This is a genomic window from Adhaeretor mobilis, from assembly GCF_007741515.1.
Taxonomy (GTDB): Bacteria; Planctomycetota; Planctomycetia; order Pirellulales; family Lacipirellulaceae; genus Adhaeretor; species Adhaeretor mobilis.
Genome location: NZ_CP036263.1, coordinates 49,328 through 62,857 on the forward strand (window position 1 = coordinate 49,328; position 13,530 = coordinate 62,857).

Here is a 13,530-nt window from a genome sequence, read left to right on the forward strand (position 1 = left end):
AGCGAGCGGATGGAGCGCTGAACGTGGTTCTTTAAGGTCCGCACAGCGGACCCTACTCACTCTTCCACTGCTTACTGATCCGCATAGACCCGCGTACTCTCTTCCTTCGTAATCGGGTTCTGTATCTCGTCAGTCGTGATTTGCACCTTCACACGCTGGTCGCCGGGACGCACGCCTTGGACTTGGATGCGGTAGACACTCTCCGCCTTGGGGGTGAGTTGTGCCAGCGGGCTGAACACTACGCGATTGCCTTGAATCGAGTGACGCGTTTCGCCGCGGGCATCGATTGCTCGCATGCCTTCAGGGAGCGTCGCCACGATCTGTACATTAGCCGCTGCTTTGCTGCCTTGGTTCATGACCCGGATTTCGTAGCTCGTCTCGCCGCCGATTTCGATGGGATCTTCCAAGTCCACCACCACAAACTTAAGTGCGGCTAGACCTTCGACCTGCAGTTGGCTCTCGGCACGATCTTCCAGGCCTTGCTCAGAACGCGTGGCCGCCTTCACGGTGTGGGCACCTGCTTCTACGGGTAAGGCTGTGACCTCTACGCTGCCCCGTTCGTTGGCCGGTAACTCCGGTAGATTCCAGTAAACGCTATGCGTGGCCGAATCATACTCGCCCAGATTGTTGGCACTCACAAATTGCAATCCCTTGGGCAGTTGAGTGACCAACTGCACGTCTTTCGCAGCGGCTGTGCCCGGATTGTCGATGTTCACGACAAACGTGGCGGGGCGTTCCAAGTACTTGCGCTTGGGGCCGTCGACGGTGAGTTTCAAATCGGGAGCAATAATCTCGAACTCGCAGCTCGAAGTCACTTCCAGATTGGCATCTGCACGAGCGGTCATGATGTTTTCGATGACGCCCGCTTGCTCGGCATTCAGCACGAGATCCAGCTTACGGCTCTCGCCGGCACGCAGAGTACCGATTTCGAACTCCAGAGCGGTGCCCGCTTCGTGAGACACACCCTGTGGCAAGGTTTCTAGCAGCATGACTCCTGTGGCGTCGCCGGTCCCTGGGTTGCTCACCTCGATTTGCACAAGGTGGCGGTCGCCAGCCATCACGCGTGGTTTGGTACTCATTCGCAGGGCCAATTCAGGGCGAGTGGATCGCGATTTGGCGGAAGCCTGTGCGGCAAAGGTAACGGTTGCAACACTCCCCAGCTCGCCCTCGTCGGTAGGCATGAGCTCCATCTCGACGATGCGCTCTTCGCCAACAGACAAGGTGCCCAAATCCCACTTCACCTGCGAGGAAGCGACATTCGCACGAGGCGAGGTGCCTACAAGTTGGGTTCCTAGTGGAACTTCGTCTAAGATCACCACACCTTGAGCGGCACGCTGCCCGATGTTCTTGACGCGAATGGCAAAAGTACATTTCTTGCCCACCTGAATTTCAGGCGGAGCCAGTTTCTGAATAGCAATCGATGGGCTTTGTGCACCTTCCAGCACCCGCTCGCCCGGACGACCAGTGCCGGGAGTGCTATTGATCCCGGGTGTAGGTGTCACGGCGCTCAACGGCGAAGATGGCAGTGTCGAGGCCTGTGCTGTAGGCTGTGCAGCGGAACCGTAGTTCGAGCTAGGGGTGTGGTCGTACGACGAGTCATCCAGGGTTTGCGTTTCACGAAGGTCGTTGTCGCTCAAACCGTTCTGCGGCGTTTGACTGGCAAGATAGGAAGGCTGCTCCTGGGAGACTGGCATCGGAGGCGCTGGCGTTGGTGCCTGAGTGGCTGGCTGGGTAGAGCCAGTCGAGCGGAAGTCTGGCGTCGGGGCGTCAGCCAATGTAGGCGTTGCACCGACGGAGATAGGACCAGACTCTCCTCCTCCATAACGAGAATCGGCCAGCGGCTGAGCCGGGGGTAATGCGTTATTCATGTCACGTGGTCGAGCAGCTACTGGAAGTGGTTTCGCAGGTAGGGGTTGTTCGACATGATCATCACGGAACGCGGCCCGTGATTCTTCTGCACTTACCAAATCGATTTGCTGTGAGCCCCGCAGTGGATTTCCTTCCTCAGGATTCTGCCCACGAGTCACTTCCTGCTCTTCCACAGTTTCCGGCGTCGCGGTGTGTGCCGAGTAACGATCAATAGCCGCTTGCGGATTCGCTGCGTCGTCCTCGGATTGTGCTGTTGTTTCCGCTTTGGTTTCTACCTCAGCCAACTCAGGAACCTCAACCGCTGGCGGTAAAGGCGGAGCAGTGTAGCGATCGGTGTAGTTGTTCTGCGAATACGAATCGTTCGCGGGCGGGACATTTTGTGCTGGGGCCGAACTGCCGAACAATTGTTCGATTTGTTCGCTTCGCACCGAAGAATCGACACTAGCTTGTTCTGAGTCTGAATCTGCTACTGGGAGCGCCATCTGATAAACGCTCCAGCCACCCGCACCAAAGAGCCCGAGCGAAAGCGCCCAGGGTGCGACGCGTCGCGCGGTGTCGCGAGCCCAACGTCGTTGGGGGCCCAGTGTTAGCTGATTAAGCGTGTGACTACCAAGTGTTTTGTCGTCCATCGATTTGGTCCCGTAGCTAATCGTGGGTAAGTGCCGCGTTGCGACAGGGAATTACTGTCGCGAAAAGGGCGTACTGAATGCGTCACTCGTCGCGAACCTTCTGCGACAAGAACGGGTAAGTACAAAATCCGCCGCTGTGGGTGAAGAGCAGTCCCACGCGGTGCTAGCAGAAGTCTAGGCAAGAGCAAAGCCTCGGATCACACGGATGCCACGGATTTGGATTACTTGCGTCGCTTCGTTGCCAAGAAAGTTACCCAAACTATGCTTCCTAGAAATGCTCCGCCGATTTTGAGGCTGATAATCGCATAATCCAAGCCATCGTTTCCTAGAACTTCTGCCGAAGGAGCAGTACTCGGAAAACCCCTCTCCACAAAAATCGGAAAGAGAATCATTCCGATAGCGACACAAGTTACCAAAGATAGTAAGTCAAGCAGCGATAGTCGCAAATACTTCATACAGACAATGATGCTATTCCAAGGCACCCGGTTCCCGACAATACGACAGCGCCATCAGCGCATAACCGGTGGAAAGGTTCGCATCCGCTTCCAACCAGCGCTCGTTGTCGTTGGCCCAGCTACCGTCGGGGCGTTGGCGAGTGGAGAGAGTCTTAATGAGCTCGCTCCGCCAGTTGTGCTTCTGGCCAGCCGCGTCCGTGAGGGTCGGCTTGCCGAGGGCGTGCAGTGCTTTGGCGAAGGTGTGATAGTAGTAGAATAAACCCGCAGAGCCGAGCCCCGGGTTGCTTTCCAGCGAGTAATGCTTGGCGATCCACTCCGAGGCGGCTTTCACGCGCGGGTCGTCCCGGTCTACACCTGCATAGATCATGCTTTTTAGCCCGGCGTAGGTCATCGAGCCGTAGCTCCGCAGGCCGCCGTTCTCTGTTTCGCCCGCTTGGCTTGCGCCGCCGGCGATAGGTGTGTAGTAGAACCCGCCATCGGGATTCTTCTTGACAATCTCTGTTTGGTTGTGCTCGCTTGGCAGATTCTGGGTTCGCGAGACAAAGGCCAACGCCCGATACATGGCCGGGTCGTTGGCATCGGTACCTAGTTCGTTAAGCGTTTCCATGAGGAACGAAGTGTTCGAAAGGTCGGGCCGATTGTGACTTCCGTAGCCCGCGCCACCGTAGCCTTCATGTTCGCGGTTGTAACCTTCCTCTTCATCCCACTGGATGTCTCGAATCAAGTGCTCGGCTTTCTTCAGAACCGAGTCGTACTTGCCGTCTTGGTTCGCACGCAGCAGGCATTGAATGCCGAGGCACGTTTCGTAGTTGCGATAGCGTGAGTCCACGGCATGAATGCCACCCGTGTCGCGCACGTTACGCTCGAGAAACGTCAGCGCCTTGGCCACGACCGGATCGTCAGCCGCGCGACCATTGGCTAGCAGCGAAGCGGCGATAAGTGATGTCACACCGGTGCCAGACTTGTTGCTCCACGAACCGTCTGCCGCCTGCGACTTCGCAAGGAACGCAGCGCCCTGCTCAACCGCTTGCTCTAACGAATCGCTATTTGGTGTACTCGCTTCGATCGAAGGTTCCTGATCGAGCACCACTTCCGCACTCGTGTGCGCAGTAGTCGAAAATTGAAGTATCAGCGAAGCAAGTGCGATAACGAAGAACTTGGTATTCATGCAATGAATCCTTATGGGCGCTTACCAGGAATCAGCAGTCCAATCATTTCGCCACGTTGCTTGCAGCGCGGTTCAAACATTGCGAGCAGGAAACCATGTGGACTACCTATTGTACCGCGCGCTAGCCGTTAGAAAATACTTCTAACGCAGCACGGCAAGAACTTCGTCCGCACGAAGGATGAGCAGCTCCTCGTCGTCAATAGACACTTCGGTACCGCCGTAGCTGCCGAAGATCACTCGGTCGCCTTCTTGCACTTCGTGACTAGCTCGCGAGCCATCGGGCAACTGGGGGCCATCGCCCACGGCCAACACACGGCCCTGCTGCGGGGCTTCCTTCGCACTGTCAGGCAACAAAATGCCGCCAGCGGTTTTCTCTTCGGCCGACTCACGCCGGATGACCAACTTATCGCCCAAGGGCACGATCTTCATAGCAAAACTTACTCTGGTGGAGGGAAACAAATTTCAGAACAACTATTGGAAGTTAGCCCCGGCTGGAAGTCAACGGACCAAGAATGTCGGGAATCGCTCTGCGAATCATGGAATGATGCACCAATTATGCCAGGATTTGAAGTTTCTAAGAGTTAAACCGCTTGAGATACGATTCGCGGAGCGAATCGCGAGAATCAACCGTAAGCAACCCAAGCCAGCAACGTTAACCAGGCGAGGACGAGCGTCCCAGAGATTACAAGCTGCACTTTCGAGCGTGGCTGGGGCCTAACGAGTGTGCCGGCCTGTGCATCACCGCTAGCCACCTTGGTCTTGCTGGACATAGTGAGCTACTTCGAGCGGGGCCCTTCGCTGGCGTCGGCCGAGGAGAATTGAAAGCCGCGCTGGAAGGCGTCGTCGAAGTCGTACACGTCCTCGAAATCTTCCCGGCGATCTTCAGGCGTCTTGCGCATCTCCTTGATGTCGATCAAGTTGAACACGATCTCGCCGAAGTCGCCTGTTCTGGTTACGCCCCAATGCCGGAGGACTTCCTGAGCAAGGTAGCCGTACTCCTGATGAGCATACTGGCGAATTGCTTCGCACAATTGTTGCCCGGAGAGATGACGATTGTGTTCTTCGTCGTCCTCAGCGCCAACCTCGCTGGTATCCTCATCGGTGGCACCCATGCCGAGTTCTTCATGCGCGTATTTGAGCGCTTCGAACACGAACAGGTACGCCTCGAATTTATAACGAACGTCGCGAGCGAGCAATTCAGCAAGTGGGTGATCGGGATTGACCATGGCTATTCTATTATACCTTGGGGGCGAGCTTCATGGTACGAAGCTTGCCTTGAGTTATGGAGAAATAAATCGTCAGCTCTAATTATAGGCTCAATCTCTAGTTAGCGTACTGTCATCGCCATCACCACTGCTTTCGCCATCGGAGGGTTGATTGATCGCCTGAGTGTTTGGCTCGGAATCAACCTGTTCCTTTGCAGTTTTCTCTAACGAAGCATCCCCTGCTGCCTCGGATGATTCGCTTGCTTTCGATTCAGGGACCTTGGAATCAGAGGTTTCAGCTTCTGCACCTTTGCCAGACTGCTTCGTGTCAGACGACTGCTGTGCCGGCTTGCTAGACTTCTTCTTCGGCTGGCCGCCCCGTTTTACTATCGTCAGAACTTCCGATGCGTCAATCATTACGCGCCGCATGTCCTCGCTTTGTACCAAAACTTGCCCGGCAAGGATTTCATGAGCCAGGACCTTCGCCTTACCATTATTGGTGATAATCTCCGAGCCGATAGGTGGCAAGTCTTTTTGCAGGTCCTGATAGGTCTCGTACTCATACCGCAGACAGCACTTAAGTCGACCACATCGGCCGGAAATCTTGCTGGGGTCGAGAGTTGCCTTCTGCAGCTTTGCCATACGCATCGACACGGGGGGCATCTCAGAAAGGTGCGTATTGCAGCAGACCGGCTTGCCGCAGTCGCCATAATCGGCCAGCAGCTTTGCCTCGTCCCGCACGCCGATTTGCCGCATCTCGATACGAGTTTGAAATTCTTTCGCTAATGTTTTCACCAACTGGCGAAAATCGACCCGATTTTCAGCCAGATAGTACACCACGACGCGCTCGCCGCCATACAGACGCTCGACGTCGATCAATTGCATCTCCAGGCCCAACTCGACAATTCGTTCTGCGGCGGCCTGGTGTTCGAGTTTTTCCTGGTCGTGAAGTCGACGAAGCTCGCTCACGTCGGCCTCAGTCTGCAGGTGAAGAATCTGCCCATGCTTGGGCTCCTTCATTTGCGAAACCACATGCTCAGTCGCTTCACAAAGCACTTCGCCTGTTTCGAGCCCACGACTCGTGCGGGCAATCACTTCCGCCCCGCGACCGTAGGTATCGCTCCCGCGCACCCCGAACACGCCGAGATTGCGCATGACTCCATGTCGAACAACGTATTTGGGCATGATCGGAATCTATAGGTAGCGCCCAGGCGCGAAACGGTGGGTGGGCGATGAATGGTGTGACAACTCCCTTGAATATACCGCAGCTTTGCCAAAACCGCTATGTCGTGTAGATGGTGGGTTTCGAGAGGCCGGCCCGCTAGCAGTCCCAGAGTGATGCCTTCTAGGAATACTGCTCCCATTTGGCGATGTGCCGCCCGATCTGGGAATCTAACTGAACAAGTTCGAGGACTTTACGCTTCAGTGCGAAATCGGCAGACTGCGAGTCAAAAGATACCCTGTCAGCTAATTGGGTCAGAGCCACTGCGGCAGATCGGCAACTATGCAATCCTAGTCTTGGTCAAGTTACGCAGCGAGACGATGACGTATTTCACGGACTTCTTTGGTTGTGGGGCCTGTCACTAATGTCACCCTCTAATCTACTTCTCAGGCCAAGCCCGCAGTCCCAGCAGCATTTCCGATCTCTCAGTCGGCGGTACGTCTAATGAATACTACCCACCAAGTGTGCAGCTGCCTCCTCGATTGAACGCTCAAAATCCGTGGAACAATCGATGTGCTTTAACCCCAATTGGTCGCATTGCACTTTTTGCGATTGGCTGTAGCGAATCCCGAACTCAGCGACTTCGAGCACATGCTCATCAGAACTATCGCTGAGCCAGTCGTTCGGTAGGCCTGCGTGCTGCCGGATGTCGGCAAACTTTTGTTGGGGGTCGATGTGTTGATAGCCCATGAAGCAGCTGCGCACTTGGTCGCCTCCAGCAGCGTGAAGCGACGCCACCTGGGACGTTTGCAGCATGTCTCCATCAATCAGGTGGTCAGTTTCGGACCCCAGCACACACTCAGCAAATGCCCGAATGATCGGCCACATGGTCTCACCGATTACTGGAGGTTCAGCCCTAATATCAATCTCTAGCGAAGGTACGGAGTGGTGCAGCGCCATCATCAGCGTATCGAGTGAAAGGACAGGCATTCCTGTTTGCCGGGCGCACTCCCTAGAGACAATCGATTTCCCCGCACGCGGTGCGCCGCCGAGCAGTAATAGCATTTGCAAGTACCTCGCTCCCGCCACCATTAAATCTTCTTTTCAGGCCAAGGCCGCAGTCCCAGTAGCATCTCGGCTCTCTCAGTCAGAGGCTTCGCGGCATGATTTTCATCGGTATACTCAGCCAAGTGACCGACGATGAGTTCGTAGACTGTTTGGCGCGCCTTGCTGGCGTCGATCTCGGCGCACTTGTTCTTGCTCCTGAATAACTCCACCGTGGGTAGCGTTTCCGCTTGGAACGTGTCGAAGCGTAGCTTCATGCTTTCCACATTATCGTCACTGCGGCCGGAGTATTTGCTGCGGGCTAGAATGCGTTTTTCGAGAACTTCCTTGGGGCACGTGAGGTACAACATCTTCGGAAGCTCGGTTTCCCGGCCGAAGATTTCGTACCAGCCTTCCAAATTGTCGAGCGAGCGGGGAAAGCCATCCAGCAGGAAGTTCCTCTTGCCTGTCGTGCGAGTCAGGTGCTCCATTGCGTTCTTGAGCAGGGTCACGGTGATTTCGTTGGGCACTAACTTGCCAGCGGTCATGATCTTCTCAATCTCCGCGGCAGTTGGCCCGCCCGCCTCGCGCTCTTCGCGGAGCAAGTCGCCCATCGAGAGGTGTGTCCAGCCGAGTTGCGACTCGGCCAGTTCGCACATCGTGCCTTTCCCAGTGCCAGGGCCACCGAGCACGAACACTACGTTAGGTGGGGGGCACGGCTCGCGCGGGTCGAAGTGGTGCAGCACAACCTGCGGGGCAGGTGCGACCCCCTTTTTGTAAACGTGCCACTCGCGATCGGTCGGTGGTAGTTCCTCATCACAGGTTGCGTCGTAGGCTAGGTGACCGTCAAGCCGACATATGCGCCACGACTTGTAGGTATTGGAGTAGGACAACGCGGGGCTGCGTGCAGACTTACCATCGGCCCGATCCCACGCCAGCTTGCCGTTCCAATAGCCAAGAGTCGAGACGGTCCCTGATTCCGATTCCGCGGGCGGGGCCGTGGAGGGAACGAATAGACCATCCACTTCGGGAAGGCCCGCGCCCGAGACTTCGATGTAGAGCGTGTTCGGCACGAGTTCGAATGATTCGGTCATAGGATCCTTAATTCATACTTTCATTCAGCGGAAGAAACGGTCCACTCCATTGTAAGGTCTTCAAGCCGGCTGAAGGTGGTGAACATCGCCCCAAGTCGATCAAAGTCGGCAAGAGGAGCCTTGATGCAAAACTCAACTATTTTTTGATCCGGCGGTTTCTGGTTGTTATTGAAGCGCAGTTCGATGGCGCAACAGCCCTTTGGCGACAACTGGAACACGCGTAGACGGAAATAAAACGCAAAACGGTCACGTGGATTCTCGGATCCAAGTTCCCATGTGAATGAATGATTGTCCGTCCCAGGGAACCCAGTAAGGGATACTGCAGCATGGTTTAAGTCAGTTGCGTTCGCGTAGATTTCGAATTCGACTTGTGTATTTGGTTTGCCGGCCGACACTACTAAATTGACATGGTGGGGCTCTTCGTATGGGAGTCGAGTGATATTCAAGAAGGATTGCATTTAGTATCCATCGGAAGAAACGAATAGCCCATCCACTTCGGGAAGGCCCGCGCCCGAGACTTCGATGTAGAGCGTGTTGGGCGGAAGCTGGTTGGTATCGGTCATGCTGTTTTCTAAAGGCTCGCTGGAGACACTTACAATAGACGCAATTCAATCGCTTTAATCAATGCGGTGGGGCTGACTAGTGGAGCGAGGCATACCTCGCACAGGGATTTGCGATCAAATTTTGGACCGCTAATGATCACTAAACTACGCTAATAAACATTAGCATACTTTAGCGTGAATTAGTGGTCCTTAAGTTTCACGTGCGCAGTAACGATGCACACCTATGTTACTCCCCCGGATGATAGCTTCGCACGGCACTGCTGCGCACATCTTTCAACGTAAAGCGCTCAGGTTTCATCTTCTGATCGGAAAGTAGCTTCGCCTGATCGAAATAGTGTGGCGAATTTGCTTTGCCGCTCGTGCCATAGTTTACAACGCTTGCTCCCCGAACGGGCTCTTGCGAGAAGTCGTAGGCCGCGAGATAGGAGCTGCCGACTAGCGAGTAGCGCCGTCGTTGCGAGATCACCAGCGGAATATCGACGCTTGGCGTGTAATATTGCGTCAGCGCAACGCCCATCGGCCCGTGCCCGCCGATGCAGGGCAGGCTGTCGGCCGTATCGTCGAAACGCGCGTCGGTCAGATCTGCAACATGAGACTCTCGCTGAGTCCGATAGAGCTCGCCGTAGGGAATCTGCCAGGTGCCGTGCATAGCTTGAAGTCGCTCAGCGGTGCGTACCAGCGCGAGCAGCTGCAGATCTGGGTGATCCTGGAACTTCTTGCGCAGCGTTTCGCCGGGGTACTTCTGGCCGTAGAGTTCCTCGTACCAGGCATGGCACAAAGTCGCAGCCGTCGAGTCGTGCGTGATGCGTGCATCCCAAGCGAGGAGATGTGCCAGATAGGGACGTACTTTCTGGGCTTGCTCTGGTTGGGTCTGTTTCAACGCTTCCAAATGGTCCGCATATTTCGGCAACTCATGCTTTGCCCAGTAAACCTGCGTGTCGAACGCAGCGGCTTGCCACTGGTCGAACGTGGTGGACTGCATGCCGCGCAGGATTTCCAGTGAGCGCAGCGCACGGCGATTGCGTACTCCGACATCGCGAATCATATAGGACGGGAAATCCTCGGCCGCGGGGTTGTCGCCATCGGTAGTGATTAGCGGCGATGAATTGCAGTTTTGCACAAATCCGGCCGCCGGATTGAGTACGGTGGGCAGTTCTTCCAGGGAGTGAATGCCTAGCCACGCGGTCGCCGGATTCGAGCCATCAACCGGCTTACTCCAATCGAAATCAGGGTTGCGCCGCGGAATGCGCCCGTTATAGAGCGCCATGATGTTACCATCCACATCGGCGTAGATGACATTCATATAGAGAATCTGCATGGGCGCAAGCGCCGTGCGAAACTCATCGAGGTTCTGCGCACGCATCATTTGCAGGCTTTGTCGCATCGGCACGGATTCATACAGCCCAGAGATCCGCGCTGCGAGACTACTGTTTCCGTCCTTGGCAACAATCGGCCCGTAGTGTGTCTTGCGAAAAGTGAACTCGCGGTCTTCCCATCCGCGCGATTTCCGTACGCGGATCGTTTCTTTCCACTCGGTTGCGTTTCGCACTCCCTGATCGTACAGGTATTCCAGCGGCTTGCTCTCACTGGGGAACTTGACCCGCCAAAGGTCGGCGATGTCTGGATTGTTGCTCACAAGTGTCCAACCGAGGCGTTCATTATGCCCCAGTGCCAAGACCGGGCTGCCGTAGAAATGGGCGCCGATAAAGTTCCAACGCTTGCCTTCTGGACCACCGAGGCTCGTGAGATGCGCCTCGGCCAGTTGAGCAAAACCGTGCCATGGCATGTGCGGGGCGGCCAGCAGCATCGGCTTGCCGCTGTCGGTGCGCTGGCCGGAAATCGCCCAGCCGTTGCTACCCGTGGCGGTCCAAATGTGGGGATTCCTCCGCGGCAGGTAGTCATTGCCTAAGCCGGTGAAGCGAAACGCCAACTCCAATGCCATCTGCCGGTGATGCGCCAGCGCGTGCCATGGTTCGAACTGCTTCAGCAATCGCAACTTCGCATCTGGGTGAGTCTGCACGTAGTGATTGATGCCCGCGGTGAATGCTGTGAGCAGTTGCCTCGTTTGTTCGTCGAGCGCTGCGAAGTCGCGTTGACTACGGGGCGCTATCTCGAAGGCCCGATTCAGCAGATCGGAATTCAAACCTTGCGGCCCATGCGCTTCGCAGTAGCGACCGAGCGCAAGCAAGTAGGAATCTTCTACTTGCCAGAGGAAGTCCTCTGCCTGGGCGTAACCAAAACCGAAGATGGTGCTCTCATCGGTTTTGCCGACGATATGAGGCACGCCGTACTCGTCGCGGTAGATAGTGACTTGCGGTGCGAGGCTTTCGGCAACTGATTGCGATAGAGCTTCCTTCGCTTGAGCCTGTGCGTGTGGCAGCACTGTTAGAAACGCAACTGCGGAGAGGCAAGCCAGGGGCAAGAGCAACCAGAACCCCAATAGCCCCCCCCGCAAGCGGTGAGGTCTTAGCATAGCGAGTTGCGTCATCCCTCTCCCATCCGCAGAATCACGCGACCGCGGGAATTACCGTCCAACATTGCTTCGACTTCCTTCTGCAAGTCCTCTAGCGTAATCTCTCTGGCGAGCGAGTCCAGTACGTCTAGTTTCCACTCCGTTGATAGTTTTTGCCAGATATCTAATCGCGGCTCTCGCGGGCACTTGGCGGAGTCGATGCCTGCGAGCGTGACGCCTCGCAGAATGAAAGGGTAGACCGTCAGTGGTAGCTGATCGCCGCCGACCAAACCACAAGCGGCCACACAACCACGGTGCTTGGTGCTGCGTAGCAAGGTTGCCAGGGTATTTCCGCCCACCGTGTCGACAGCTCCGGCCCACTTTGCAGGAAGCAGCGGACCTTTGGAGTCGTCATTCACATCATCTCGTCCCAAGATACGAGACGCGCCAAGACCCAGCAGTTCGTCGGCCAGTTCCTGTTTGCCAGTTACGGCGGCGACGTTGTACCCTAGTTTTGCGAGCAGCGCGACGGCAAGCGAACCCACGCCGCCACTAGCCCCGGTGACTACGATTTCGCTGTCGTCGGGCTTCACTCCTTGGTTGATGATTGCCATGACACACTGGGCGGCCGTGAATCCGGCTGTACCATAAGTCATCGCTTCGCGTGTTGAGAGTCCAGGTGACAGAGGGACGACCCATTCGCCGGGAACTCGCACATACTGAGCAAAGCCGCCCCAGTGAGAAGCTCCCAGACCATAGCCAGTCACCAGCACACGGTCGCCGGGGGAGAAGTCAGCCGCATCGCTGGCCGCGACTTCTCCTGCACAATCGATGCCCGGTACGTGGGGTAATTTCTCGACAATGCCCCTGGTGGCGCGTGTAGCGAGCGCATCCTTGTAGTTGAGCGAAGAGTACTCCACGCGGATCAAAACTTCGCCTGGTGGTAGATCGTCGACAGTGATGCTTTCGATCTTGCAACGCACCTCATCATCTTCGCGCCGCACCATCAAACAGGAAAAAGGTTCAGTAGGGATCATGATTCAAAATCGCCAAGTGAATGCCAAAAAAAGGAACACCAACACTAGCCTCCGGCGCATGCCGTAGGGTTTGTGGGGATTGCAAATAGGAAGTCGCACTCACTCTTTCGTTTCAATCGGCAGTTGGTCGATCTTCGCTGCGAGGATAAAGTCGTTCTCGCTAAGACCACCGATGGCGTGCGTCCACAGTTCGACCGACGCGTTGCGATAGCCTTCGATATGCAGGTCTGGATGGTGCCCATCTGCTTCGGCCACCTCCGCACACTTATTGAAAAAGTCCATGCCCGCCATGAAGTCTTTGACGGTCCACTGCTTGCGAATTCGCTGGCCGTCGTCGGTGAGTTTCCACCCCGGCAGATTCTTCAGCTGCGCTTCGGACTGTTCGCGCGTGTAAGGATCAACGCCCCCTTCGCAGGGCTCACACTTCTTCTTGGTTAATGTTTCCGGGGACTGGGGCTCAGGGGTTTGGGTTGCCATGCTAAACTCCTTTCGCTAGTTCTACCGCAATCTGCTGAACACGGTATGAGAAACTGCTATTATCAGGGTTTCGAGTCACTAGTCCAGCGAATAGTCTAGCGATTTTGCAGCCGATTCGGGTGAAGCCGATCCCAAGCCGAGAGCAATTATCGATGTCAAAGAACGACGCCGAGGCACGTTTAATCCTCGTAGAGGAGCGACTAGCGTTTCTCGAGCAGCAGGTCGAGCAACTCAACGAGGTGATCTTGAGTCAACAGCAAGATCTCACGAACTTGCGACGCAAGCTAGCCACCAGCGAGCAGACGGTCGAACGGCTAAGCAACTCGCTAGGCGAAGACCTACCGCACGAGCCTCCACCGCACTACTAGCTTTAAG

The 13,530-nt window shown here is 55.9% G+C and carries 13 protein-coding genes; 1 reads left to right on the forward strand and 12 read right to left on the reverse strand.

What is annotated here, in order from left to right; genetic code table 11:
* Positions 1-71: 71 nt before the first annotated feature.
* From HG15A2_RS00195 to HG15A2_RS00245, 12 genes are all read right to left on the reverse strand, one after another.
* On the reverse strand, positions 72-2,498 hold the full coding sequence (locus HG15A2_RS00195) for a DUF11 domain-containing protein (RefSeq protein WP_145056670.1): 2,427 nt from the start codon (positions 2,496-2,498) through the stop codon (positions 72-74).
* A gap of 468 nt (positions 2,499-2,966) precedes the next feature.
* A complete protein-coding gene (locus tag HG15A2_RS00200) occupies positions 2,967-4,121 on the reverse strand; it encodes a prenyltransferase/squalene oxidase repeat-containing protein (RefSeq protein WP_218932209.1) in 1,155 nt (384 codons plus the stop codon).
* A gap of 141 nt (positions 4,122-4,262) precedes the next feature.
* Entirely contained in the window at positions 4,263-4,550 is a 288-nt protein-coding gene (locus HG15A2_RS00205) for a co-chaperone GroES (protein WP_145056672.1), read from the reverse strand.
* 194 nt (positions 4,551-4,744) lie between these two features.
* Positions 4,745-4,891 carry a hypothetical protein gene (locus HG15A2_RS23690; protein ID WP_218932210.1) on the reverse strand — a complete coding sequence of 49 codons (147 nt, stop codon included), beginning with the start codon at positions 4,889-4,891 and terminating at the stop codon, positions 4,745-4,747.
* 6 nt (positions 4,892-4,897) lie between these two features.
* The gene (locus tag HG15A2_RS00210; RefSeq protein ID WP_145056674.1) at positions 4,898-5,347 is read right to left on the reverse strand and encodes a Minf_1886 family protein; all 450 of its coding nucleotides are present in this window, start codon (positions 5,345-5,347) and stop codon (positions 4,898-4,900) included.
* Positions 5,348-5,437: 90 nt separating this feature from the next.
* A complete protein-coding gene (locus HG15A2_RS00215; protein ID WP_145056676.1) occupies positions 5,438-6,511 on the reverse strand; it encodes a PSP1 domain-containing protein in 1,074 nt (357 codons plus the stop codon).
* Positions 6,512-6,989: 478 nt separating this feature from the next.
* Positions 6,990-7,478, reverse strand: a complete 489-nt coding sequence (locus HG15A2_RS00220; protein ID WP_145056678.1) for a hypothetical protein — start codon at positions 7,476-7,478, stop codon at positions 6,990-6,992.
* Positions 7,479-7,579: 101 nt separating this feature from the next.
* On the reverse strand, positions 7,580-8,626 hold the full coding sequence (locus tag HG15A2_RS00225; RefSeq protein ID WP_145056680.1) for a nucleoside monophosphate kinase: 1,047 nt from the start codon (positions 8,624-8,626) through the stop codon (positions 7,580-7,582).
* 20 nt (positions 8,627-8,646) lie between these two features.
* Complete coding sequence (locus HG15A2_RS00230; RefSeq protein ID WP_145056682.1) at positions 8,647-9,021, reverse strand: hypothetical protein; 375 nt, start codon at positions 9,019-9,021, stop codon at positions 8,647-8,649.
* A 394-nt stretch (positions 9,022-9,415) separates the two neighbouring features.
* Positions 9,416-11,677 carry a penicillin acylase family protein gene (locus HG15A2_RS00235; protein WP_145056684.1) on the reverse strand — a complete coding sequence of 754 codons (2,262 nt, stop codon included), beginning with the start codon at positions 11,675-11,677 and terminating at the stop codon, positions 9,416-9,418.
* On the reverse strand, positions 11,674-12,678 hold the full coding sequence (locus HG15A2_RS00240) for a YhdH/YhfP family quinone oxidoreductase (protein WP_145056686.1): 1,005 nt from the start codon (positions 12,676-12,678) through the stop codon (positions 11,674-11,676). Before HG15A2_RS00240 ends, HG15A2_RS00235 begins: the two co-directional genes overlap by 4 nt.
* Positions 12,679-12,777: 99 nt before the next feature.
* Positions 12,778-13,155 (reverse strand): 4a-hydroxytetrahydrobiopterin dehydratase, encoded by a 378-nt coding sequence (locus HG15A2_RS00245; RefSeq protein ID WP_145056688.1) that lies wholly within the window; start codon positions 13,153-13,155, stop codon positions 12,778-12,780.
* Between the two features lie 152 nt (positions 13,156-13,307).
* Between HG15A2_RS00245 and HG15A2_RS00250 the strand changes: the two genes are divergently transcribed.
* The gene (locus tag HG15A2_RS00250) at positions 13,308-13,523 is read left to right on the forward strand and encodes a SlyX family protein (RefSeq protein ID WP_145056690.1); all 216 of its coding nucleotides are present in this window, start codon (positions 13,308-13,310) and stop codon (positions 13,521-13,523) included.
* Positions 13,524-13,530: the final 7 nt, after the last annotated feature.